The sequence below is a fragment of the Martelella sp. AD-3 genome, assembly GCF_001578105.1.
GTDB lineage: Bacteria > Pseudomonadota > Alphaproteobacteria > Rhizobiales > Rhizobiaceae > Martelella.
Map to the genome: position 1 here is coordinate 30,421 of NZ_CP014276.1, position 23,911 is coordinate 54,331.

General features: G+C 63.2%; 23 protein-coding genes and 1 pseudogene. 10 read left to right on the forward strand and 14 right to left on the reverse strand.

The genetic code is table 11. The features are described from left to right. Nucleotides 1–317 precede the first annotated feature (317 nt). From AZF01_RS23690 to AZF01_RS21215, 3 genes are all read left to right on the forward strand, one after another. Nucleotides 318–560, forward strand: coding sequence for a hypothetical protein (locus AZF01_RS23690; protein ID WP_244435569.1), 243 nt, complete (start codon nt 318–320; stop codon nt 558–560). Between the two features lie 131 nt (nt 561–691). After that, nucleotides 692–1,105 (forward strand): MerR family transcriptional regulator, encoded by a 414-nt coding sequence (locus AZF01_RS21210; RefSeq protein WP_024708572.1) that lies wholly within the window; start codon nt 692–694, stop codon nt 1,103–1,105. Further along, on the forward strand, nt 1,056–1,475 hold the full coding sequence (locus tag AZF01_RS21215) for a carboxymuconolactone decarboxylase family protein (protein ID WP_024708573.1): 420 nt from the start codon (nt 1,056–1,058) through the stop codon (nt 1,473–1,475). Before AZF01_RS21210 ends, AZF01_RS21215 begins: the two co-directional genes overlap by 50 nt. A gap of 314 nt (nt 1,476–1,789) precedes the next feature. Here AZF01_RS21215 and AZF01_RS21220 read toward each other — a convergent pair whose 3' ends face one another. The 4 genes from AZF01_RS21220 to AZF01_RS21235 all read right to left on the reverse strand — a co-directional run bounded on the left by AZF01_RS21220 (nt 1,790) and on the right by AZF01_RS21235 (nt 6,853). Beyond that, a complete protein-coding gene (locus AZF01_RS21220; RefSeq protein WP_024708574.1) occupies nt 1,790–3,430 on the reverse strand; it encodes an ABC transporter ATP-binding protein in 1,641 nt (546 codons plus the stop codon). After that, on the reverse strand, nt 3,423–4,322 hold the full coding sequence (locus tag AZF01_RS21225; protein WP_200866645.1) for an ABC transporter permease: 900 nt from the start codon (nt 4,320–4,322) through the stop codon (nt 3,423–3,425). Before AZF01_RS21225 ends, AZF01_RS21220 begins: the two co-directional genes overlap by 8 nt. A 45-nt stretch (nt 4,323–4,367) precedes the next feature. After that, nucleotides 4,368–5,282, reverse strand: a complete 915-nt coding sequence (locus AZF01_RS21230) for an ABC transporter permease (RefSeq protein WP_024708576.1) — start codon at nt 5,280–5,282, stop codon at nt 4,368–4,370. A 71-nt stretch (nt 5,283–5,353) separates the two neighbouring features. Then, nucleotides 5,354–6,853, reverse strand: coding sequence for an ABC transporter substrate-binding protein (locus AZF01_RS21235; RefSeq protein WP_024708577.1), 1,500 nt, complete (start codon nt 6,851–6,853; stop codon nt 5,354–5,356). A 331-nt stretch (nt 6,854–7,184) separates the two neighbouring features. Here AZF01_RS21235 and AZF01_RS21240 point away from each other — a divergent pair, with 331 nt between their 5' ends. Together AZF01_RS21240 and AZF01_RS21245 are read left to right on the forward strand one after the other, a co-directional pair. After that, entirely contained in the window at nt 7,185–8,375 is a 1,191-nt protein-coding gene (locus tag AZF01_RS21240) for an exo-alpha-sialidase (RefSeq protein WP_024708578.1), read from the forward strand. Between the two features lie 11 nt (nt 8,376–8,386). Beyond that, on the forward strand, nt 8,387–9,508 hold the full coding sequence (locus AZF01_RS21245) for an iron-containing alcohol dehydrogenase (protein ID WP_024708579.1): 1,122 nt from the start codon (nt 8,387–8,389) through the stop codon (nt 9,506–9,508). A 51-nt stretch (nt 9,509–9,559) separates the two neighbouring features. Here the strand turns inward: AZF01_RS21245 and AZF01_RS21250 are convergent, their stop codons facing one another. Continuing rightward, nucleotides 9,560–10,300 carry a FadR/GntR family transcriptional regulator gene (locus AZF01_RS21250; protein WP_024708580.1) on the reverse strand — a complete coding sequence of 247 codons (741 nt, stop codon included), beginning with the start codon at nt 10,298–10,300 and terminating at the stop codon, nt 9,560–9,562. After that, nucleotides 10,297–11,352, reverse strand: coding sequence for a four-carbon acid sugar kinase family protein (locus AZF01_RS21255; RefSeq protein WP_061449909.1), 1,056 nt, complete (start codon nt 11,350–11,352; stop codon nt 10,297–10,299). The genes AZF01_RS21250 and AZF01_RS21255 overlap by 4 nt, the downstream gene beginning before the upstream one ends. 165 nt (nt 11,353–11,517) lie before the next feature. Between AZF01_RS21255 and pdxA the strand changes: the two genes are divergently transcribed. Then, nucleotides 11,518–12,492 (forward strand): 4-hydroxythreonine-4-phosphate dehydrogenase PdxA, encoded by a 975-nt coding sequence (pdxA, locus tag AZF01_RS21260; RefSeq protein ID WP_024706011.1) that lies wholly within the window; start codon nt 11,518–11,520, stop codon nt 12,490–12,492. A gap of 9 nt (nt 12,493–12,501) precedes the next feature. After that, the gene (locus AZF01_RS21265; protein WP_024706012.1) at nt 12,502–13,386 is read left to right on the forward strand and encodes a dihydrodipicolinate synthase family protein; all 885 of its coding nucleotides are present in this window, start codon (nt 12,502–12,504) and stop codon (nt 13,384–13,386) included. 536 nt (nt 13,387–13,922) lie between these two features. On the opposite strand, the gene AZF01_RS21270 is transcribed toward AZF01_RS21265, so the two are convergent. Next, nucleotides 13,923–15,155 (reverse strand): aminotransferase class V-fold PLP-dependent enzyme, encoded by a 1,233-nt coding sequence (locus AZF01_RS21270; protein WP_024706013.1) that lies wholly within the window; start codon nt 15,153–15,155, stop codon nt 13,923–13,925. A gap of 59 nt (nt 15,156–15,214) precedes the next feature. Here AZF01_RS21270 and AZF01_RS21275 point away from each other — a divergent pair, with 59 nt between their 5' ends. Beyond that, on the forward strand, nt 15,215–16,009 hold the full coding sequence (locus AZF01_RS21275; RefSeq protein WP_024706014.1) for an IclR family transcriptional regulator: 795 nt from the start codon (nt 15,215–15,217) through the stop codon (nt 16,007–16,009). On the opposite strand, the gene AZF01_RS21280 is transcribed toward AZF01_RS21275, so the two are convergent. From AZF01_RS21280 to AZF01_RS21310, 7 genes are all read right to left on the reverse strand, one after another. Beyond that, nucleotides 15,979–16,503: a RidA family protein gene (locus AZF01_RS21280; RefSeq protein WP_230721159.1), complete on the reverse strand. Its 525-nt coding sequence runs from the start codon at nt 16,501–16,503 to the stop codon at nt 15,979–15,981. The two genes, AZF01_RS21275 and AZF01_RS21280, sit on opposite strands and share 31 nt — an antisense overlap. Beyond that, the gene (locus AZF01_RS21285; RefSeq protein WP_024706016.1) at nt 16,493–17,455 is read right to left on the reverse strand and encodes an ABC transporter ATP-binding protein; all 963 of its coding nucleotides are present in this window, start codon (nt 17,453–17,455) and stop codon (nt 16,493–16,495) included. The genes AZF01_RS21280 and AZF01_RS21285 overlap by 11 nt, the downstream gene beginning before the upstream one ends. Then, nucleotides 17,452–18,447 (reverse strand): ABC transporter ATP-binding protein, encoded by a 996-nt coding sequence (locus tag AZF01_RS21290; protein ID WP_024706017.1) that lies wholly within the window; start codon nt 18,445–18,447, stop codon nt 17,452–17,454. The genes AZF01_RS21285 and AZF01_RS21290 overlap by 4 nt, the downstream gene beginning before the upstream one ends. Beyond that, nucleotides 18,444–19,559 carry an amidohydrolase/deacetylase family metallohydrolase gene (locus AZF01_RS21295; protein ID WP_061449910.1) on the reverse strand — a complete coding sequence of 372 codons (1,116 nt, stop codon included), beginning with the start codon at nt 19,557–19,559 and terminating at the stop codon, nt 18,444–18,446. The genes AZF01_RS21290 and AZF01_RS21295 overlap by 4 nt, the downstream gene beginning before the upstream one ends. Beyond that, nucleotides 19,560–20,453 carry an ABC transporter permease gene (locus AZF01_RS21300; RefSeq protein WP_024708595.1) on the reverse strand — a complete coding sequence of 298 codons (894 nt, stop codon included), beginning with the start codon at nt 20,451–20,453 and terminating at the stop codon, nt 19,560–19,562. It lies immediately after the preceding gene. 2 nt (nt 20,454–20,455) lie between these two features. Beyond that, on the reverse strand, nt 20,456–21,397 hold the full coding sequence (locus AZF01_RS21305; protein ID WP_024708594.1) for an ABC transporter permease: 942 nt from the start codon (nt 21,395–21,397) through the stop codon (nt 20,456–20,458). Between the two features lie 136 nt (nt 21,398–21,533). Next, complete coding sequence (locus tag AZF01_RS21310; RefSeq protein ID WP_036237344.1) at nt 21,534–23,045, reverse strand: ABC transporter substrate-binding protein; 1,512 nt, start codon at nt 23,043–23,045, stop codon at nt 21,534–21,536. A 182-nt stretch (nt 23,046–23,227) separates the two neighbouring features. Here AZF01_RS21310 and AZF01_RS23695 point away from each other — a divergent pair. Both AZF01_RS23695 and AZF01_RS24160 read left to right on the forward strand, forming a co-directional pair. Further along, a pseudogene (locus AZF01_RS23695) lies at nt 23,228–23,434 on the forward strand (IS1595 family transposase); the annotation flags it as partial. After that, on the forward strand, nt 23,427–23,654 hold the full coding sequence (locus AZF01_RS24160) for a hypothetical protein (protein ID WP_024708592.1): 228 nt from the start codon (nt 23,427–23,429) through the stop codon (nt 23,652–23,654). The pseudogene AZF01_RS23695 and the gene AZF01_RS24160, both read left to right, overlap by 8 nt. The last annotated feature ends 257 nt before the right edge of the window (nt 23,655–23,911 follow it).

Sequence of the window (23,911 nt, forward strand, 5' to 3'; positions counted from 1 at the left end):
GGATTTTCGGTTCTCGTTCTAGGTCCAGCGGACATGCTCGTGTGCCAAGTCGATACGATCCGCTTGCGCTCGATTTGATGGAGGATTTGCGGCGGTCATCCGGGCAGGCGTGCGTGCTGCGCGAACCGCAAGCGTGCCAATAAATGCCGGAGGTTTCGCGCCTCCGTCAGTTATTTGGGATAGTTGCCTTTTCACCTTTGCGACAACCGGCGTCCAAGCGCCTTTTCGGTAAACGCAGCTTCGTGCGAAGGCCCTGCTTTCCTCAGCAATATAAACCGCTTATCATCACCCAGTCGCCTCCCACGCGGAGGCGTGGATTGGGCTTCGAGAAGAAGGATGATACGCGGGAGATGCTCTTGGCCCTCAAGGCACGGCTGGGCGAATTTGGTCTGGCGTTCCATGAAGAGAAGACGCGACTCGTCGAACTTGGCCGGTTCGCGGCTTTATCTCGACAACGACGTGGTGAGCGAAAACCGGAGACCTTCGCGTCCCTGGGCTTCATTCACCATCGTGGATTGACCCGTGATGGTCGGTTTATGTCGCGAGGCTGTGGGCATTGACTTGACTGAGATGCAATTGCTGTTGTGGACTTGGCTCTGGCGACAACCCCTGCCTAGCTCATTTTTTCTATTGACCTAGAGTGCGCTCCAAGCGGTAGATGTTTCTGCGTCGTGACGAAAGAAGGGCACCCATGAAGATTGGCGAACTGGCTAGGCGTTCGGGTTTGTCGGCCCACACCATCCGTTACTATGAGCGGATCGGACTGCTTCCTTATGCCGGTAGGGACCAATCGGGCCAACGTGATTACGACGCATCGATCCTGATCTGGATAGAGTTTCTCAACCGCCTCAAAACGACAGGGATGCCTATTCGGGAAATGCTGCATTATGCGGCTTTGCGGGAGCGCGGCGTTAGTACGGAGGCGGAGCGAAGCGCATTGCTAGAACAGCACCGCGAGCGTGTCCGTGCCCAAGTGGCCGAACTTCAAGCCTGCCTTGTCGTCCTCGACACCAAAATTGCCGGATATGCCGGCAAGGAACAGAGGATGAAAAACTATGACGCATCAATCCCCCAACGTTGGCGAAAGCCGGCTGGAACGCGGTAAACGCGCGCTTGCTGAAATCGATGGTGATGCCGGCAAGAATGTTGTTTCCGCCCTGGCGGACATTGCCCCTGATTTCGCAAGTTACCTGTTCGAATTTCCGTTTGGCGACATCTACAGCCGCCCCGGTCTGGATCTGCGCGCACGGGAAATCGCCACCATCGCTGCGCTCACCGCGATGGGAACTGCGGCCCCACAGCTGAAAGTCCATATTGAGGCAGGGCTGAATGTCGGGGTGACGAGGGAAGAAATCACCGAGATCATCATGCAGATGGCGGTCTATGCCGGCTTTCCTGCGGCGCTCAACGGTCTCTTCGCGGCCAAGGATGTCTTCGCCGCTCGGCCCCCCACCCAGACGGAGGACGCGGCATAACGAATACGTTCCGCATTTTGATGGCCGCCAGCGCGCTCGCCCTGGCGGTGGTCCCAACCTTCCCGATCCTGGGGCCGACTTGCGCATATGCGATGCTGCCGCCATAGTTCAGCGCTGTTTCGTCATCCGGCTTCCCATTGCGCCTCAAGCCAGGGCAGATGCGGTTCGAGCGAGCTCTGGGAATTCTCTATCCAGTTGATTAGTCCTGTGTACGCTCTATGTTCAGCCTCGGGTGCAAAGTTAACTTTACAGTGCCCTTTAACGTTTTGACGCCGGTGACCCAAACCGCCGGTGGCTGCGCGCGGTTCTTGTCTTCAGGCGCTTTCCAGCCCCGCTTTTTCTAGCGCCAGCCGCGCCTTCCGGTGTTCTGCCTGGACATCCGGATCGGGGTCGAGGCCGGCGGCGAGCAGGCGCTGGGTGTAAAGCTCCTGCGGGTTTTCGAAAATCTGGCGGACGGTGCCCTGTTCGACGATCTCGCCGCGCTGCATCACCAGCACCCGGTCGGCGAAGTCGCGCACCACGGGCAGGTCGTGGGCGATGAAGATGAAGGCGATGCCAAGCCGGTCGCGCAGTTCGCCGAGAAGGGCGATCACCTGTGCCTGTATCGAGACATCGAGCGCCGAGACCGCCTCGTCGCAGATGATCACCTCCGGTTCGAGCGCCAGAGCGCGGGCGATCGCGATGCGCTGGCGCTGTCCGCCGGAAAACTGGTGCGGATGTCGCGCCGCATGCTCGGGCTTCAGCCCCACCTGCTGCAACAGCTCATCCACCCGGTCGCGCCATTGCGCCTTCGGCAGGATCTCGGGGTGGATAACCCATGCCTCGGAGATGATCTGGTAGATCGACATATGCGGGTTGAGCGACTGCGTCGGGTCCTGAAAGACCATCTGCAGGTGGCGGCGGACAGCGCGCATCTGCCGGTGCGATTTCGTCAGCAGATCCTCGCCCTTCCAGAGCACCTTGCCGCCGGAGGCCTCCTCGAGCCTGAGGACCAGCTTGGCGACGGTCGACTTTCCTGAGCCGCTTTCGCCGACGACGGCGAGCGTTTCGCCGGCATGAAGCTCGAAATCGGCGTTCTTCAGCGCGGTGAACGCGCCGTAGATCTTGGTGAGGCCGGAGACCTGCAGGATCGGCTGGCGCGCGCTTTCGCCCGTTCGCATCTCGCCCTTGCCGGGAGCGGCGGCGAGCAGCTTTCGCGTGTAGGGGTGCCGGGCGTTGTGATAGAGGTCGCGCGGCGTGCCGGTCTCGACGATCCTTCCGCCTTCCATTACCACCGCCCGGTCAGCCGCCTCGGCGACGACGCCGAGATCATGGGTGATCAGCAAGAGGCCCATGCCGGTTTCCGCCTGTAGCTCCTCAAGGAGCGACAGCACCTCCGCCTGCACGGTGACGTCAAGCGCGGTGGTCGGCTCGTCGGCGATCAGAATGTCGGGTTTGAGCGCCAGCGCCATGGCGATCATCAGCCGCTGGCGCTGTCCGCCGGAAAACTGGTGCGGGTATTTCTTCAGCGCGGCCGTGGCGTCAGGAATGCCGACGCGCTGCATCAGCTTCAGGGCGCGTTCAAAGGCTTCCGGCTTGCCCGTGCCGTGGCACATCGCCGCCTCGGCAATCTGCCAGCCGACCGGATAGACCGGGTTCAGGTGGCTGAGCGGGTCCTGGAAGATCATCGCGATCCGCTTGCCGTTGATCTGGCGGCGTTCCTCGCTGGAAAGCGTCAACAGGTCGCGGCCCTCGAACAGCACTTCACCGCTCACGATTTCGCCGGGCGGGCAGTCGATCAGGTTCATGATCGCCGACGCCGAGACCGATTTGCCCGAGCCGCTTTCGCCCAGGATCGCCAGCGTCTCGCCGCGGTCCAGATGCCATGACACGTCATTGACCGCATCGACCGTACCGCGCGCGGTGTGGAAACGGACCGAGAGGTTGCGCACTTCAAGGAGGTGGGAACTAGCCATTGGACTTTCCTCCGATTTCCAGCCGCCAGCGCTGGGTCGGGTTCAGCGCGATCCGCATCCAGCTTGAAAGCAGATTGAGCGACATGGTGGTCATGATGATCGCAAGCCCCGGCCAGAAGGCGAGCCACCACGCGCTGGTCAGATATTGCCGCCCCTGGCTCACCATCAGGCCCCAGGTGATTTCCGGCGGCTGGATGCCGATGCCGAGGAAGGAGAGGGCGGATTCGGCCAGCATCACGAAGGCGAAGTCGAGCGTGGCGATGGTCAGCAGCGTCGGCAGCACCACCGGCAGAATGTGAAACAGCACGATGCGGAGATTGGACGCGCCCATGACCTGCGCCGCCTGAACGAACATGCGCTTGCGCACTTCCAGAACCTCCGCGCGCGTGGTGCGCAGATAGATCGGGATGCGGGTAATGGCGAGCACCAGCACCAGATTGGCGATCGACGGCTCCAGCACGTAGAGCACGGTGACGGCCAGAAGCAGCGAAGGAAACGACATGATCACATCGGCAAGCCGCATGATGATTTCGCTGTGCCATCTGTCGCGGTAGCCGGCGATGAGGCCGAGCGTGGACCCGATCAGCAGCGAGGCGGCAACCGCGCCGGCGGACACCACCATTGTGTTGCGGGCCGCAACGATGATGCGGGCGAGAAGCGGCCGGCCAAGCGCATCGCCGCCGAGCAGATAGAGAAAACCGCGATCAAGGGAAAACGGCGGCGCATTACGGGCGCGCAGGTTCTGCTTTGCGGCAACGCCATCCAGCAGCATCGGGCCAAAGATCGCGAAAGCCACGATGACGATCAGGAACAGTACCGCCGCGAAGGCGAGCTTGTCGGCCCACAGCATTTTGAGGAAACGCCGGAAGGCGCCGGGTTCCTGCCGGGCCATGGTCTCGCCGCCGGTTTGTGTAATGGGTGCACTCATCGGCGTCCCTCAGGTTCGAATGCGCGGATCGAGCACCGCATAGGCGAGATCGATCAGGAGGTTCATGATGAAGATCGCGATCGCGGTCACCATGATTGCGGCGAGGATGACGTTGAAATCACGCTGCATGATGGAATCGATCATCAGCTTGCCGACGCCGGGAAAGCCGAAAATCGTTTCCACGACCACCGCGCCGTTCAGAAGGGCCGCCGCCTGATCGCCGATCACGGTGATCACGGGCAGCATGGCATTGCGCAGCGCGTGGACGAAAATGATCGGCCGGTTCTTCACACCCTTCGCCCGTGCCGTCTTCACATAGGCCGAGCCGAGCGCGTTGATCATCGATCCGCGCACGATCTGCAGGATCAGCCCGAAAGGCCGGATGAACAGCACGGCGACCGGCAAGACCCAGTGCCAGGGCGTGCCGGTTCCTGAGGTCGGAAGCCAGCCGAGCGTGACGGAAAAGACCACGATGCCGACGATCGCCACCCAGAAATCCGGCGCCGAGGCGCCGATCAGCGATAGGACCGAGGCTGCCCGGTCGAACCAGGTGCCGACATTGAAGGCCGCGATGGCGCCGACCGTGATGGCGGCGGCGGTCACCAGAACCATGGTGATGAAGGCAAGCTGCAGCGTCCAGGCGAAGGCCTCGATGACCACTTCCAGCGCGGGGCGTGCCTTTCTCAGGCTGTCGCCGAAATCGAGACGGGCGATATCGGTGACATAGTGCCAGAACTGCACCAGAACGGGGTCGTTCAGGCCGTGTATTTCACGAAAATTCTCGCGCATCGTCTCGGATGCGTCGACCGGCAGGTAAAGCGATGTCGGATCGCCCGTCAGCCGGGACAGGAAGAACACAAGCACGATCAGGACCAGCAGCGAGACGAAGCTCGTCAACCCGCGTTTTCCCAGCGTTTTCTTCATCGTGTTCTCTCGTTCTCACAAAAAGGGAAGCACGCGCGGGATGACCGCGCGCGCTCTTCGTTCGAAAGGTCTTACTTCAGGCCGATTTCGGCAAGCTGAAGCTGGCTGTTGGTCGCGATCGTGGGCGTGAAGTCGACATCCTCGCCGACGCGGGCGAACCCGACCATGTGGAACAGCAGCACGTCCGCGATCACATCGTCATGCAGGTAGCCGAAGAGTTCAGACCACAGCGCCTCGCGCTCCGCGCCGGTTGCCGCGGTTGCTTCCTCGATCAGCTCGTCGGCATGCGCGTCGGCAATGCCCGACTGGCGGCCTTCGGAGTGGTACTTGAAGAACATCGAGAACACCGGATCGCCGCGCGAATTGTCATGCTGCGCGCCGACCATGATCGGGCCGCGATCATCGACATAGGGCTTGGAGTAGAACTGTTCGTGTTCCGCCACCTCGACCATCTGGAGCTTCACGTTGAAGCCCGCTTCGTTCAGCATGCTGGTGATTGCTTCGTAGAATTCTGTGGCGCCGGGGAAATTGCCGGTGCGGCCGACCAGCAGGATCTCGGTGTCCACCGGAACGCCGTCAGCGGCGGCTTCCTCGAGAAGTTCACGAGCGCGTTCGGGATCATAGGGCCATGCTTCGGTGTCAGGGTTCCAGCCGAGCGTTGTCGGCACGTTGATCGCCGTGGCGATATCCGCGCCTTCGGGCAGGATGGTGCCGATGAAGGCTTCCCGGTCGATGGCGATGTTGAGCGCCTCACGAACCCGCTTGTCGGAAAGCGGCGGCACGGAATGATCGATCCGGAGATAGGTCGTTTCCGAGTTCGGATAGGCGTGGTCGAGATCGGTGGTCGCGTCGATTGCCGAGATCGAAGGCGCGATGTCAGCCTCCCCGGTCTCCACCATGGCGGCGCGCACGGCGGCGTCGGTGCGGAACACGTATTCCGCCGTCTCCACGGCCGGGGCGTCGCCCCAGTAATCGTCGCGGCGCGTCAGCGTGATGCTCTGGCCCGGCGTCCAGTCGGTAAGCACGTAAGGCCCTGTGCCGATCGGTTCGCGCGTGAATTCAATCGGTGTCTCCGACGGCACGATGGTCAGAAGCGACAGAAGAAGCGGCAGGATCGGCTGCGCCGGCTCGGTGGTGAAATCGATCGTGTGCTCGTCGACGACATTTGGCGTGATCGAGATGCCGTCATAATAGCGCGAGATTTCACACACGATCTGATCGCTTTGCGCCCTGTCGAAGGAGTGCTTGACGTCTTCCGCGTCGAAGGCCGAACCGTCGGAGAAGCTGACGCCTTCGCGCAGGTGGAAGCGCCAGGTGTTGTCGTCGGTCATTTCCCAGCTTTCCGCCAGGCGCGGTTTCAGCCCCTCATCGCCGCGAACGTCGAGTTCTGTCAGCGTTTCGGAGATGTTCTGGAGCACGATGCGTCCGATATTGGAGCGCGTCGCCATGCACGGCTCCACCAGATCCGGCTCTTCCGCCAGAACGACGGTGACCACCCCTTCCTCCTGTGCAAAGGCCGGCGTCAGCGACGACGCCAGCAAAAGCCCGGCAAGCAAAGTTCTGCGTTTCATTGTTTTCCTCCTCCAGGAACGTCGCAGCATAACGTCGTTCAGGCCCTCGCGCCGCTGCCCGCGCAAATTAAACAGGGCCGTCGATGACGCAGGTCCGGCCTCAATGCCGGATCAAGCTTGTCGCAATATTGGTAAAGTTGATAACATTTGTCAAACGCCTTCTCCGTTTAGTCGCCGAATCCGATTTTGATATTATTATAAATTGCTGAAAACAAACGATAAATATAAGGATATGTACGACTTTGTGGGTGATCGTTCGAAAACTTCAACTTGACAACTTGTTTTCTCGCCTGTTTTTTTGAAGGCCAGAACCAAGCCGAGGAGCATGTGCATGACGCCGGAGGATATCGCCCGGAAGATGATGGGAAAATTTGAGGCGCGTCCGGATGGCAGGCAGGCCATTCTTCCCGCGCCGACGGTGCAGAACCACGCCGCCTTCCTGTCGCGCCTGCCAGGCGGGCGCCTTGTCTGCGCCTGGTTCGGCGGCACGCTTGAAGGCAAGTCCGACATTTCCATCCACGCCTCGCTGCTCGATCCCGATGCGGAGGCGTGGGGCGAGGCCATGCGGCTGAGCGATGATCCCGACTGCTCGGAACAGAACCCGGTGATCTTCGTGACGCCGGCAGGCGAGATACTGCTGTTCAACACCGCGCAGCCCGCCGGCAATCAGGATGAGTCGCGCGTCTTCATGCGCCGGCTCACGCTTGAAGGCGGCCGGCTGGCGGCTGCTGAGGCGCGCGACACGGGCCTGCCGCCCGGCACCTTCGTTCGCGCCGCTCCCTATGTGCGGGATGACGGGGCCTGGTGTCTGCCGCTCTTCCGTTGCAACCCGCGGCCCGGCATTCGCTGGACCGGCGCCTTCGACACCGCGGCGATCGCCATCAGCACGGATGATGGCGAAAGCTTTGAGGTTGTCGACGTTCCGGGCTCGCAGGGCGCGGTGCACATGACGCCGGTCAGCCTGGGCGGGGCGGAGATGATCGCGCTTTATCGCCGTCGTCAGGCCGATTTCGTTCATCGCTCCGAAAGCCATGACGGCGGGCGGAGCTGGAGCGCGCCCGCGCCGACGGATGTGCCGAACAACAACAGTTCCGTCAACGCCGTGCGCCTTGAGGGGAGTATCGTGGCCATGGTCTGCAATCCGGTCTCGTCCGCGCAATCGGATGCGCGCCGCGCCTCGCTTTATGACGAGCTTGAGGAGGCGGATGGTCGGCCCGAGGCGGCCGAGGGCTGCAATCCGATCTGGGGCGTCGAGCGCGCGCCGCTCACGCTCTGTCTTTCGGGCGATGGCGGCCGCACCTTTCCGGTGCGCTACACGATCGAGGACAGCCCCGGCACCTGCCTCACCAACAACTCGCTCGACGGCAGGAACAAGGAGCTTTCCTATCCCGTGCTGCTGCCGCGCGCCGATGGCGGGCTCGACATAGCCTACACGCTTTACCGCCGCGCCATCCGGCATGTCGCGCTCGATGCCGCAATCGTCGCCGGGCTTGTTGCGCGGGTTCCGGAAAACCGGACGTGAAAGGAGAGAAGATGAACAGCATGGATCGCCCGATCACGCTCCATCAACCGAAGCGACTTGAAGTCGGCATCGGCACGGCGGCAAAGCTCGGCGACTGGGCGGCGACCGCAAAGCGGCTTTTCGTCATCGCCGGCGGCCCGACGGCGCATTATGTCGAACGGCTTTGCCTTCCCGGCGATGTCCGCGTCTATGCCGAAGCGCCGCCGGAGCCCGATCTTCCCGCCTTTGAGGCGGTTCTGGAGGCGGCCCGGATGCACAAGCCGGATCTCGTCGTTGGTCTCGGCGGCGGCTCCGTTCTCGATGTCGCCAAGCTGACGGCTGCGCTCTGGGACGGGCAGCAATCCGTCCGCGATGTTGTCGGTCCGAACAAGGTCGCCGGCAGGCGCACGCCGCTGGCCCAGGTCGCGACCACGGCGGGCACCGGCTCGGAAGCGGGCATCCGTGCGCTGCTGACCGATCCCGAAACCAAGTCGAAACTGGCGGTCGAAAGCCCGTTCCTGCTGGCCGATATCGCCATCCTCGACCCCGAGTTGACCTATTCCGTGCCGCCGGCGGTAACGGCTGCGACGGGGATCGACGCATTGGCTCATTGCGTCGAGGCCTTCACCAATATCAGGGCTCACGACCTGATCGACGGTTACGCCCGGCTCGGCATCGGCCTGATTGGCCGATATCTCGGCCGCGCGGTCGAAAACGGCAATGACGCCGAGGCGCGCGCGGGCATGATGCTCGCCTCCTATTACGGCGGCATCTGCCTCGGGCCGGTCAATACCGCTGCGGGCCATGCGCTCGCCTATCCGCTCGGCACCCGGCTCGGCCTGCCGCACGGGCTCGCCAACGCCATCATCTTTCCGCATGTGCTGGCCTTCAATCAGCCCGTGGCGGCTGAGAAGACCGGTGAAATCATGGCCGCGCTCGGCCTTGCGGCGGAAACGCCGGAAGCGGTTCATCGTGCCGCCCATCAGTTCTGCGCGGGCCTCGGCGTCGAGATGCGGCTGGGGGCCCACGGCGCCGACGAGGCGGATCTGCGGCTCTGGGCCGAAGAGGCCCATGCCATCCGCCGGCTGATGGACAACAATCCGCGCGACATGCCGGTCGATGATGTCCACGCGATCTATCGGGCTGCGTTCTAGGCATTGCCGCAAGAAGGGGAGCGCGGCTGCCTTGCCGCCTCCATTCTGTTTTCAGAGTGAAAGATCGAACAGGCCGCCGCCGAAAAGTCGCTCGCGCGAATGCTCGATATGGGCGCGCATGGCGGCGCGGGCGGCGTCCGGCGCGTGTTCCCTGATGGCGGTGTAGATCGCCTTGTGCTCGGCCAGAACCTCCTCCAGCGCCCAGGCGCCATCGGACATCAGCGTCTCGCCGTGCAGCTTCATACCAACATAGATGTGGTCGCGCAGCGCCTTCAGCGTTTCGCCGTAATACTGGTTGTTGGTGGCTTGGGCGACCGACTGGTGAAAGGCGAAATCGGCGTCCTCGCGGTGCAGCTGCTGGCCGGTCGCATCCGACAGGAGGTGCAGCGCCCGTTCCATCTCTGCGAGCGCCGCCTCGTTGCGTCTCAGCGCTGCAAGGGCGGCGGCATCGGTCTCGACGGTCAGGCGGAATTCGTAGCAGCGCTGGATATCGGCGATGGTTTCGACGGGCGTGTAGCCGAGCGCCGTCTCGCGCTTGATCCGCACGAAATTGCCGGCGCCCTGGCGCGAATAGATCAGCCGCTCGTCCCGCAACCGCTCCAGCGCCACGCGCAGCACCGGGCGCGACACGCCGAACTTGACCGACAAATCCTTTTCCGCCGGCAATTTTTCATTGGCGCCGTAATCGCCGCGCATGATCCGCCCGCGCAACGCCTCGTAGACCTTGTCCGACAGCGAGGTGCGCCGGTTTGCTGCGCCGCGATCCGCGTCCTGGTTCAGATTGTCGGTCATCGCATGTCCTCTTCGTCATCGCCGCTCTCCGCCTCGGCAAAAATCTCGGCGAGAAGCGACGGCGTACCAAAACCGCCCGATTTTGTCACGAGTTGTAAATTTCCCCAAGGCGCCGCGGCATGACTGGCCGGCAGGCCGGGCCGCAATTCGGCGACCACTTGTAAACTCCGGATATCGAGGCGGTCGAGAATGCCGTTGCAGCTTTCGCCGCCCGCCACCAGCAGTGACCGTGGCCTGAGCGGGTGCAGCAGGCGGCTGACACCGTCGCAGAAGCGGGCGCCGGCTGCTTCGCCGGAAAGGCCGCCGCCGCCATTACAGATGGACACGGCGCGCGGCAATCCGGTCTCGGCGGTTGCCGGAACCCCACCATCGGGCGCTTCGAGCACCGATGTCAGTGCCCGCAGGCGCTCGACCTGCGCCATCGTGATCGGATCGCGCGAGCCGCTGACGATCATCAGCGGCGGCGTGAGCCGGAAAGGCCTGGGTTCGGGGTGCCCTGCGGCGCGCGCCAGCGCAAAGGCAAGCCCGCGCGCGCCGACCCACAGCACGCCGGAATCGGCGGAACGGACAAGATCATCCATGTCGCGGTCGCTCTCGGTATCCGGTATTGCGGCAGAGACCCCGATGCGGGAGGCGACGTCGATCGGCGCGGCAATGCCATCGCCGTCCAGCATTCCGCCCGTTACGCGACGGCCCATCGTCGGGATCGCCGGGGCGGCGATGATGCGGCGCGTGCCGAGGGCTGCCTGTAGCGCGCCCATTTCGGCAGCGATATTGCCCTTGAGTCGCGAGTCGACCTTCTTCATGATGATCGGAATATCGGCTATCGGCAGGAAGGCGAGGGCCGCCGCCACGCGTTTTGCCGCCTCGTCCGCACCGCATTCCCGGCTTGCCGTGTTGACGGCGAGCACATCCGGCGATTGGCGCAGAAGCGCGGGAATGGCATCCGGTTTGCGCGCCACCAGCACGGATCGCCCCGGTCCCGCAAAGGCAACGCTCGAATCGAGCGCGCCCGTCAGGTCATCGGCTATGATCAGAACGTCCGGCGGCACAATCGTCTCCCGAGGTTGTCATTATTGTTATGACTCGATCTTGCGATAAAAAGAGGATAAATTTCAAGGTGAAATGACGTTTCCCATTAATTTATGTGCCGGTTATTGAAACCTGTTTACCTATAAGTTAAAAGCTGTGCGACGCGTCGTTCTCGGGAGGCCTTCATGAAACAGTCAATCGTCATCACCATGGGGGATCCCTCCGGGGTGGGCGCTGAGGTAACGGTGAGGGCGCTGGCCGCGCGCGGTGCGGCTTTGCGGGAGCAGGTCCGCGTCATCGGGGACCGGTCGACGGTCGCCCGCGCCGCGGCGGTTTGCGGCGTCGATCTGCCGGTCCTTGCTCCGGATGAGGCGGGTGACGGTATCCGCGTCGACCATGTCGCCGTCGATGGATTGCCGGAGACATTCGGCGTCCTGAGCCCGGCCTGCGGCGAGGCCTCCTACCGCTATATCGCCCGCGCGGTGGATCTGGCCATGGACGGCGAGGCCGCCTCAATCGTCACCGCGCCGATCAACAAGGAAGCGCTGAATGCGGCGGGGCATCACTATGACGGCCATACCGGCATGCTGGCGCATCTGACGGGTTCGAAATCCTCATGGATGCTGCTCGCCTCCGAGCGGCTCAACGTCGTGCATGTCTCGACCCATGTCTCGCTCAGGGATGCGATCGGGCGGGCCACCACGGAGCGCGTGCTCGAAACCATCCGCACCGGCCACAAACACATGAAGCGCATGGGGCTCGAAGCGCCGCGCATCGCGGTGGCGGGCATCAATCCGCATTGCGGCGAGAACGGGCTTTTCGGCCGGGAGGATGACGAGGCGATCGCGCCCGCCGTGGCGGCCGCAAAAGCAGAGGGCATCAATGTAGTGGGGCCGATCTCGGCCGATACCGTCTATCATCGTGCCTATAACGGCGCTTTCGATCTGGTCATCGCCCAGTATCACGATCAGGGCCATATCCCGATCAAGCTCGTTGCCTTCGATACTGCCGTCAACGTCTCGCTCGGCCTGCCGATCGATCGTTGCTCGGTCGATCACGGCACGGCCTTCGATATCGCCGGTACGGGCAAGGCCAATCACGTCAATATGCTGGCGGCGCTCGATTATGCCGCAAGAATGGGCGCCGCCGCGCGCGGCTGAGGGGGAAGAATGACCGACAAGAAGGAAGCGTTCGTCGCGCTCGTCACCTGTTTCAACGACGACGAAACCATCAATTACGAGGCGACGCGGGCGCAGGTGCGCCGGCAGGTTTCGGCCGGCAACAACATCATGTGCGCCGGCACCAACGGCGATTTCTCGGCGCTGACCTTCGACGAGAAGGTGCGGCTTTGCGGCGAGGTGGTCGATGAGGTCGCCGGTCGCGCCCGCGTCATCGTCAATGCCGGCATGCCCGCGACCTTCGAGACGGTGAAGCTCGCGCGCGAGTTCGACCGCATCGGCGTCGACGGCATCGCCGTCATCACGCCCTTCTTCATCGCCTGCACGCAGGATGGGCTCGAGCGCCATTTCACCACGGTCGCCGATGCGGTGGAAACGCCGATCTATCTCTACGACATTCCGGCGCGCACCCAGAACCACATCGAACCCGAGACTGCGCGCCGGCTGGCCGGCCACGGCAATATCGCGGGCATCAAGGATTCGGGCGGCGCGCAGGACACGCTTGAGGCCTATATGGAGGTCGGACGTGACGTTGACGGATTCGACGTCTATTCCGGTCCGGACCAGCTTGTGCACTGGGCGCTGGCCAACGGCGCGAAGGGCTGCATTTCCGGCCTCGGCAACGTCATGCCCGACGTGCTGGCGAGAATCGTGTCATGCGTCAACGCAGGCGACGAGGCGGGGGCGAAGGAGGCCCAGGAAACCTACGCCGCCTTCCGCACCGATCTCTACAAGCTCGGCTATCCGCCGGCCCTGGTGAAGCGGGCGCTCTATTTGCGTGATCCGTCCGTGGGTCTCTCCCGCCAGCCGGCCCTTCTGCCGGACCCCGCGCAGGACCACGCGATTGAAGCGATAATGGCGAGGTACGACCTCTAGCGCATCGGCCCGAAAATCGGAATCGATTTTCGGAAAGCACGATGCGTAGATTCAATAGGTTAGAGCGTCCTTTGTGCGTCCTAACGGTCGCACGGCGCTTTAAGATATCGGTCGAAATGTCTCAAAGCTCTTCCAGCTTTACAGCGTGTGCTAGCGTAAAGGTCTGGGGGGCCTGTGAAATAACCGAAAAGGACAGGTTTCGACGGATCGACGGATCAGGCTTACTTCAACGCGCTGCCCGCAATATCAGCGGCAGCGTGAATGCGGCCGGACGTCACTCAGAAACGACCATCTGTCTGTTCAAACGAACCGAGCCACTTCACCTTCCCGTGCGACGACGAGAGCGATGCATGATGCGGTTCAGGTCGGCGTCGCAATGCGTTAAGCAGGACGCCGTGCTACGCATGCCGCAGGGACGCCACGGGAGCGGGCGCCGGTGCAAGACGCGCCTGCCCGGTCGTGGCGTAATTCGCGCTCAGGCGGAATCACCTGCCATTCGCGAAAATGAGCCCGGTAACAGATAGAGCCGCGCCGCCTCAGCCGTTGCCAAGCCAGCGCAGATAGCCTTCCGTGCCGCCGTTGCGGGCGGAGGCGAGCGCTTCCTCCGGGTCGATCCCCTCCCACGCGCCGCGCGAGATTTCGTCCCTGAGCGCTTCGGCGACGAGTTCGGCGTGGCCCGGCAGAAGATTGCAGGGATCGAGCTGGAAGTATCCGAGCTCGGCCTCGTGGCCGCGCACGATGATGGCCGGATCACGTCTGCCGAGGGCGGCCGCGATCACGGGAGCGCCCGCGCCGGCTTTGTCCGGATCGACGTCGACCTGCAGCCGTTCCAGCGGATTGCCGGTCGGGTCGGGAACGCGATAGGCGGAAATGCCGGGGAGATCGCCGAGCGCCTCGCGCCACAGTTCGAGCGCCGCCGTCTCCCGCGCGCGGATCGCCGCGTGGTCGCGCTTCATCCAGGCCCGCATGGCGGCGATCGCGCCCATGATGCTTTCCTTGCCGATTTTCATGCCGCGGCCAATGCCGATATTCTGCAGATAGCAGGCCCGCACAAGATCGCGCCGGCCGGCAATGATGCCCGAGGTCGGGCCGCCGAGGAACTTGTGGCCGGAATAGATGACCAGGTCCGCGCCCTTCTCGAGAAAGCCGCGCAAGTCATATTCCGAGGCCGCATCGACGATCACCGGCACGCCCTTTTCATGGGCAAGCCGCGCAAAGCGCTCGAACGGGATCTGGCCGTAATGAACCACGTGATGCGACACCACGTAAAGCGCGGCCGCGGTGTTCTCGTCCAGAACCGCGGAAAGCTGAAAGTCCTTGCACAGCGTCGCCGTGCCGGCGACGCGGACATTCGCGCCGGCAAGCGCGACCCCGGTCGTGATCGAGGACCCGTATTCGCACAGATGCCCCATCTGCACCGCGACCCCCGACTTCGGGCCGGGGTTGAGAGGCAGCGCCTCCACCCGCGCCGGGTCGAGGCCGGTGATGCAGGCCGCCACCGCAAGCGATATGCCGGCCCCCGCCGAAGCCGTCAGGCAGCCCGCCTCGGCGCCGGTCAGTTCCGTAATCGTCCTGCTGGCGAGCGCCTGCAATTCATGCATGTCGACGAAACGCTCGGTGGCGGCGGCCGTCTCGCGCGAGACCTCCGGGGCGGGCGCTACCGAGGCGCCGAGCCCCGTCATCGTGCCAGCGACGTTGACGACGCGCCGGAAGCCGTTTTCGTCATGCCAGCGCCAGTCCGGCGTTGTGGAGGGTTGGTCATTGCCCATTGAAAAATACTCCATAATTATGAAATAAGAGACGTCAAACAAGGAAGGTCGGAACTGGAATGCAAGACACCAGCAAAGCGCCGCGTTCGCGCACCAGCGGTATCGACAGGACGCTGCAGATCATGGATATCCTGCTCGACTACAGGCGTCCCATGACCGCCTACGAACTTGCCAAGAGCGCCGCCGCGCCGGTTTCCACGATCTACCGACTGATCGATGAACTGGTCGAACGCGGCATGTTGAGCCGGACGTCCGAGAGCCTTGTCTGGTTCGGACCGCGGCTGATGCATTACGGCCTTGCCTACCGCTCGCGCATGAACATGTATGTCGAGGCCGAGAAGGAGATGCTCGCGCTCAGCCGGCGAACCGGCGAGATGGTTCAGGTCTGCGCCCGCGACGGCGGCATGATGGTCGTCATCGGCATGGCCGAGGGCGAGGGCCACTTTCGCGTGACCTCCGATGTCGGCACCCGCGTTCCGCTCAACTGGACCGCCTCGGGCCTGCTTCTGCTCGGCCACCTCGATCCGGCCGAACGCGCCGCCGCCTTCGCCGAAAGCGCCCGTCCCTCCAACACCGGGCTTGCCGAAACCGATCCGGAAGCTCTTTCCGAGCGCAGCCGCAAGGACTTTCTCGAAGGGCTTTCGGTGCAGTCGGGCAGTTCCGAGGAGGGCGTGGTCTGCATCGCCGCCCCCATCCGCGACGCTGACGGCGCCTGCCAGCTCACCATGTCCGTGGTCATGCCGCGCCACCGGCTCGAGGAGAAGTTCGACAGCATTTCCGTGCAGGTGCGCGAGGCCGCAAAACTTGTCGAGCGCGCCGTGGGTCATAGAACGTCCGCCATTGTTCCGGCTTGAATGCCGTCCGCATCGATTTCGAAGATTGCCTCGATCTCGACCGTGATCTGGTTGGGCAGCGAGCCCACGCCAAACGCGGAGCGCGAGTGAATGCCGGCCTGTCCGAAGATGGGGGCGAGCAGATCCGAGGCGCCGTCGATGACATAGGGGTGGCGCGAAAACTCCGGCGTCGCGTTGACGAGGCCAAGCAGTTTCACCACGCCTCTCACCCGGTCGAGCGAGCCGTCGCAAAACGCGCGCAGGGCGGTGAGGATGTTGATCGCGACGAGTTCGGCATGTTCACGCGCCTCTTCCGCCGAAACCGTGTCGCCGACCTTCCCGGTCATCAGCGTGCCATCGGCGAGCACGGGCCCCTGACCGGATACGAACAGCAGGTTGCCGGACCGGCGTACGTTGCAGAACGAGCCCACCGGCCGGGGCGGATCCGCCGGGAGCGCGAGGCCGGACCGGACGAGTCTCGCCTCGGGCGATTCCCGCAAATTATCAATTTTCACCAATTGCCTCTATTCTCTTGCAGTGACTGTAATGACCCGCGGAAACCTCCACGGGCGAGGGAATGCCGGAGGCGCAGATCTCGCGCGCATGCGCGCATCGGGTCCGAAAGACGCATCCGGATGGCGGCGACATCGGACTGGGGATATCGCCCTTGAGGACCTCCCGGTTGCGCGCGGCGCCAGGCCGCGGCATCGGAATTGCCGAGTTCAGCGCCAGCGTGTAGGGGTGGCGCGGACGTTCGTGGATATCGGCTGCGGGACCGATTTCCATCAGCCGGCCCAGATACATGACAGCGACCTGATCGCAGAGATAGTCGACCACCGACAGGTCGTGGGCGATGAACAGCATGGTCAGGTTGCGCCGTTCGCGCAGATCGAGCAGCAGATTGAGCACCTGCGCCTGGATCGACACATCGAGGGCGGAGACGCTCTCGTCGGCGACGATGAATTCCGGCTCCAGCGCGAGCGCGCGGGCAATGCCGATGCGCTGACGCTGGCCGCCCGAGAATTCGTGCGGATAGCGCCGCATGTGGTCGGCGCTGAGACCGACCTCCTCCAGAAGCGAAGCCACCTTGTCGCGGCGGGTGCGCCGCGAGCCGATGCCATGCGCGACGAGACCTTCGGCAATGATCGCCTCGACCGAAAGCCTGGGGTTGAGAGAGGAGACCGGGTCCTGAAACACCATCTGCATGCGCTGCCGCATGGCCCTCAGATCGCCGGCCTTCAGGCTGTTGAGGTCGCAGCCGTCGAAAACCGTGCTGCCCGATGTCGGCTCGATCAGCCTGAGCAGGCTGCGCCCCAGCGTGGACTTTCCCGAACCGCTTTCTCCGACCAGCCCCGTTATCGACCCCTTCGGGATATCGAAGCTGACGTCGTTGACGGCATAGACCGGGTCGCTCGCAGGGCCGAACGTCTTGGTCATGTTGCGAATGCTGATAAACGGCTCTGTCATGGCGCCAGACTACCTTCCAGGATGCAGGCGGCGAGATGGTCGGGCGCCTTGCGCGTCAGCGCAACCGGCTCGCGACAGCGCGGTTCGGCATAACCGCAGCGCGGCGCGAATGCGCATCCCGGCGGCAGGCTGGCAATCGGCGGCACGGAACCCGGAATCGGCACCAGCCGTTCGCCGCGCGGGCGCCATGGCCCCGGTATCGAGGAGAGAAGTCCCTTCGTGTAAGGATGCCGGGTGTCGTTGAAGAGCGCGTCGACGCCGGCCTGCTCGACCACCCCGCCGGCATACATGACCGCGACATCGTCCGCCATCTCGGCCACCACGCCCATGTCATGGGTGATGAACAGGATCGACATGCCGAAATCCTTCTGCAACTGCCGCATCAGGTCGAGGATCTGCGCCTGGATCGTGACATCGAGCGCGGTCGTCGGCTCATCGGCGATCAGCAGCGAAGGCTTGCAGATCATCGCCATGGCAATCATCACGCGCTGGCGCATGCCGCCCGAGAGTTCATGGGGGTAGCTGTCCATCCGCCTTGCGGCTTCGGGGATCTCGACCAGTTCCAGCATTTCGATCGTGCGTTTGCGGCGCGTCGCCGCGTCCATGGTCTCGTGCAGGAACAGCATCTCGCCGATCTGATCTCCGATCGTGAACAGCGGGTTGAGCGACGACATCGGCTCCTGGAAAATCATCGACATCTGGACGCCGCGCAGCCGCCGCCGTTCCGCCTTGCCGAGTTCCGTCAGTTCGAGCACGCGGCCGTCGCGGTGGCGATAGGCAAGCGTGCCCGCCGCGATCCTGCCGTTCGGCGGCAGCAGGCCCATCAGCGCCAGCGAGGTCACCGATTTACCGGAGCCGCTCTCGCCCACCAGCGCAAGCGTCCGGCCGCGGCCGATGCTGAAGCTGACGTCGCGCAGCGCCGTCACCTCGCGCCCCTGGCCGCGAAAGCGGACGTTCAGTCCCCGGACATCCAGAATGGCGTCCTCGTTCATGAGGCCCTCCGCGCGGCCGGCTGAACATCGTTGCCGATCACCGTCATGCGCGGCTCGAACAGCCGTTCCAGCGTCATGCTGTTGCCCTGGCTGTCGAGGACCGGCAGCGAAGCCTCGGCAAAATCGAAAACCGTGAAATCGGCGCGCGTGCCCGCGGCAAGACCGCCGCGCCCGCTGAGACCGAGCACGCCGCGCGGTCCGGCGCAGACCGCCTCGATACAGTCCTCGAACGACAATCCGAGGCCGTAGAGCTTGGACATGGTGGTCGCGAGGTCGCGCACCGGGTCCTCGATGCTGTGGAGGTGAAGGTCCGTCGAGATCGAGAACGGTTTCAGGCCATCGGCCATCGAGGCGCGTGCGGTCTCGAAATTGAACGAGGCCCCGCCATGTCCGATATCCATCAATATGCCCCGCGCCGCCATGTCCTGCGCCATCTTGAACAGCGCATCGGTGTCGCGGATCGAGCCGGCGGCCTTGCCGTTGAAACAATGGGTCACGATATCGCCCGGCGTCAGAAGTTCGAAGACCTCGTCAATCAGCGGCGGCGGTTCGCCTACATGCACCATCAGCGGCAGCTTGGTCATTTCGGCGACGCGCTTGGCGATCTTGGCGGGCGTGATCCCCCAGGAGCCGACGATCACGCCCGAGGCGCGAACCTTGATGCCGCAGATGACGTCGCGATTGGCCTCGACCACGGCCAGCGTCTTGTCGATGTCGATCGAGCGCCAGTCGATCAGTTCCGGCACCCGGTTGCAGGCGACGAGGCCGATCGAGCCGATATTGAGAAACGCCCGGACGGTTTCGGACTGGCGGTCGATCACGTATTCGCGCAAACCGTGAAAGCTTGCCTCACCGGCCGAGCCGGCATCGGCCATGGCGGTGACGCCGGTCGGCCGGCCTGCCTGCGAGGCCCGCACCGAAATGTCCGTGCCGCCATGCCAGACATGGACATGCAGGTCGCACCAGCCGGGCGACAGAAAGGCGCCGTTGCAATCGATGATCCGGGCGTCCGGCGCGGCGTTCTTCGCGACCAGGCCGTCATCGCCGATGTGGATTTGATCGGGCGCGTCATCGAACCCGATAATGCGGAAATTGACGAGGGTGAGAGACATTCAGGCTTCCTTGGCAAGATGCGGGTCGAGAGCGTCGCGCAGCGCGTCGCCGACGATCTGGAGCGTCAGTACGGACAGCGATATGGCAACGCCCGGAAACAGGATGAGATAGATGGCTGAGTCGAGGTACTGGCGGCCCTCATTCACCATGATGCCCCAGGTCGGCGTCTCGGGATCGACGCCGATGCCGAGGAAAGAGAGGCCGGCCTCGGCCAGCATCGCATAGGCGAAGATGAAGGTGGCCTGCACCAGGATCGGCGAAACGATGTTGCGCAGCGCATGCGTGATCATGATGCGCCAGGTCCGCGTTCCCAGAGCCCGGGCGGCCTCGACATAAGGCATTTCGCGGATGACCATCGTCGAGGCGCGGACGATGCGGGCGACGCGCGGCGCATAAACGATCGAGAGCGCGACCACGACATTGGTGAGGGTGCCGCCGAAAATCGCGACGAGCGACAGCGCCATGAGGATGTCCGGAAACGCCATCATCGCGTCGATCAACCGCGAAAACGGCCAGTCGAGCCGGCTGAAGAAGCCTGCCGTCAGGCCAATCACCACGCCAATCAGCGACGACAGGATCGCCACCGAAAGCCCGATGCTGAGCGAAGAGCGCCCTGCGTAGAGAAGGCGCGACAGAACATCGCGTCCGAACGCATCCGTGCCGAACCAGTGGGCAGCACTCGGTCCCTGCAGGCGCATGCGCACCGACATCGCATCGGGATTGGCGGGCGCCACCAGCGATGCGAACAGACAGAGAATCGCGATTGTCAGGAACACGACCAGCGAGACCTGAACCGAGCGCCGCGCAAGCAGGACACGGAAGAAACCGGGTTCGCCCGTGCCTTCCGGTTCGGCCGTGTCCGGCGTGCTTGAGGAAAGTGTCGTATCGGCCATGGTCAGTACCGCACCCGCTTGTCGATGACCAGATAGAGAAGGTCGGTCAGAAGATTGATGAAGACGTAGAGGATCGCCACCACGATGAGCGTGCCCTGGATCACCGGATAATCCCGCCGCAGCACCGCATTCACCACAAGGCTGCCAAGCCCCGGCAGATTGAACACCCGCTCCGTGACGACGGCGCCGGCCACCAGCAGCGCGAAGGTGAGCCCGACGACGGTGATGATCGGAATGCCGGCGTTCTTGAGCGCGTGACGCAGCACCACGCGGCGCTCGCTCATGCCTTTGGCCCGGGCGGTGCGCACATAGTCTTCGCTGAGAATGTCCAGCATCGAAGCGCGGGTGAAACGCAGGATCAGCGCGGAGTTCACGATGCCGAGCGTGATCGAGGGCAGCACAAGATGCCACATCCGATCGAGGAAACCGGCGTCGGGCCCGCCATAGCCGGAGGCGGGAAACCAGCCGAGTTCGGTGGCGAGATAGCGCTGAAAGATGAGGCCGGTCAGGAAGCTCGGAACCGATGCGGCGAGCATGGCGGTCGTCACCGCCGACTGATCCAGCGCCGAGCCGCGCCGGTAGGCGGCGTAGATGCCGATCGGCGTGGCGATGACGAGGGCGAAGATCAGCGAGAACAGCGACAGGAACACGGTCGGTTCGGCCCGCGCCGCCAGCACCGAGGTCACCGAATTGTCGAAGAACAGCGAGCGTCCGAGATCGCCCTGTGCGGCATTGGCGACGAAGGTGAGGTATTGCACGAAGATGGGTTGATCGAGGCCGAGGCTGGCGCGCAGATCCATGACGTCCTGAGGCGTCGCGTCCGGCCCCAGCATCAGGGCCGCCGGATCTCCCGGCGCGAGCCGCACAAGCACGAAGGCGATCGTCAGCACGAGGAAGGTCACGACCACCATGCCCATAAAGCGCCTGATGAGATAATTTGTCATTCAGTTCGATTCCCTGGCATATCGACGAAGCATATCCGAACCCCGGACGATAACCGCATTCGACGTCTCGCGACCATGAAGGACTTTTCAGGAGCCGGCCGGCGCAGCGATCAAGGTGCCGCGCCGGCATGCCTCGTTATTCGGACGTCGAGGCATTCCAGAACTGCGGCCACGGCGAAGCGCTGACGCCTTCGAGCGTCTTCGACTTGCCTTGAAGCGCATTGAAGTTGCCGATCTTGATGAAGCCGACATTCTCGTAAAGTTCGGTCTGGAGTTCCTTGAACACGGCCTTGCGGGTTTCCGGATCCGTCTCGGTGGTGAAACGGGCGTATATCTCGTTCTTGACCGGATCATTCCAGCCTTCACGCGCTTCGGCTGAAAAGCTGGAGATCAGCGCCGGCTCGGGCAGGAACGGGGAGTGGGTGATGTAGATATCCCACAGATCGGGGTTGTTGCGTCGCTCGGCGAGTGTGGCCCAGTCCACGACATCCATCTGTACGTTGAAGCCGGCGGCTTCAAGTGCGGCTTTTGCGACCAGGGCCATCTGGTAGTGGAACTCGTACTGGCGCGAGGTCAGGATGCGCAGCGGCGTGTCGTCATAACCCGCCTTCTCCAGGTGCTCGGCGGCGGCTTTTATATCGTTCTGATTATAGAGTTCGACGCCGCCGTCATTGTTCCAGACCCAGCCTTCCGGGTACATCGCGCCTTCGACCTGATAGAATTTCTCGTCGCCAAAGGCGGCATACAGCATGTCGTCGAAGGGCAGGGCGGCCTGGACGGCTTTGCGGACCTCGATATCGGTCATCATGCCCTTCTTGTGGTTCATTGCGAACAGCGGCCAACCGAAGGGCTCCAGCAGCAATGGCTCGGCGACGTCGCTCGACTCCAGCCTGTCATAAGATTCCGACGACAGACTGTCGGCAAAATCGAACTGGCCGGAAAGCAAGCCCTCAACCCGCGTATTCGGATCGGTAACGGGCACGAAGCGGATTTCATCGGGAATCTGTTTGCGTTCGGCCGCGCCCGTCGGCTGGGTATAGCCGTCGAAGCGGACGAGCTGGATGTACTGGTCCGGCACATAGTCGGCTATCTCGTAAGGACCGGTTCCGACCACATTGTCGATATGGTCGGCGAGGATCTCCTCGGGATAGACCACCGCCGCCGAGTTTGAGAATGCGAGCAGGGAAAGAAGCGGCGCGTAAGGCTGGTTGAGCTTGATGGTCACCTCATAATCGCCGGTCGCCTCGACGCTGTCGACATAGGCGGCGACGCTCTTGCCGCGGGAGGCCACTTCGAGCCAACGCTCCAGCGAGCCGACAACGTCAGCCGAATCCATGGTGGAGCCGTCGTGGAAGGTGACGCCTTCGCGGATCGGAATGACATAAGTCAGCCCGTCATCGCTGACATCGGGCATGGCCGCGGCAAGCAGCGGAACCGTCGCCCAATTGTCGTCGAAGGTGAACAGGGTCTCGACGAAGTGCTGGGTCACGATGCTGACCACGTCCTTGGTGGAGACCATGGGGTCGAACGTATCGGGTTCGCCGATCATGGCGACATCGACTTCGGTTTGCGCCTGGGCGTGGCCGGACACGGCCATCGCGAGCGCCAGCGCCGAAGCGCATGACAATTGAGAGAGAAGACGGTTCATGATTGCTGCTCCATTATTATGTAATATAGTCCCATTTAAGAGAATATAAATTGCTCTATATGCTGTCAACGGATTTGTTTCGGGGGCCTTGACTGGTCAGTCCTCGTCCCGCCATTCGTCATCGCAACATGCTTCGAGCCGGCGACACGGGGCGGTAACAAGAGCAGTTCAAAATCCTGCGCGGTCTTAATCAATGCTCAAGCGGCGATTGCCGGTTCCAGTTCAAGGTGACGACCCACACCCCGATGCATTCGACAAGACAAACTTTGAGCACATGGCTCAAGGCGATGGGATTGCTGCTGCAGTCCGACAAGGGTATGTCTCAATCCGTCTTGCGGAAACACTTTGGGGTCAGTCAGCCTACCGCGTGGCGGATCCAACATGCTATGGGACGCCGGCGCAGGGAGCTGTTCCGGCGCGGCGCGCGATCTTGGGCTGAACGAGGCGATTGACGACGCCGCGCGGCAAGGCGACGGCGCGTTGTTCTGGACATCCTCGGAAGCGATGCCCGACATGTTCTACTTCTTCGACTTCACCAACGGTTTCTTCGACATGCACAGCCAGGGCTTCCGCCTGTCCGTCCTGCTCATGAAAGACAGTTTGCAATGAAGCGCCTGTCCATGCCCGCGTCGCCGAAGTGCTGAGTTCCCACGCCGCACAAAGGCCAACGAGGGAAAAAGACACGGCCATGGGGATGAAGTCGACGGGCGTTTCCTGCGCTGTTCCGTCTATCCGACCGTTTGCCTATCGGCCGAAAGCCGAAGGAACCAATCTGAGGGGGGGCTGTCTGCCATCCCGATATTATCGGACCCTGCGTCGCGAGCTACTGCCGTCCGAGACGAGCGATCGGGGCTTTTGCCATCGTG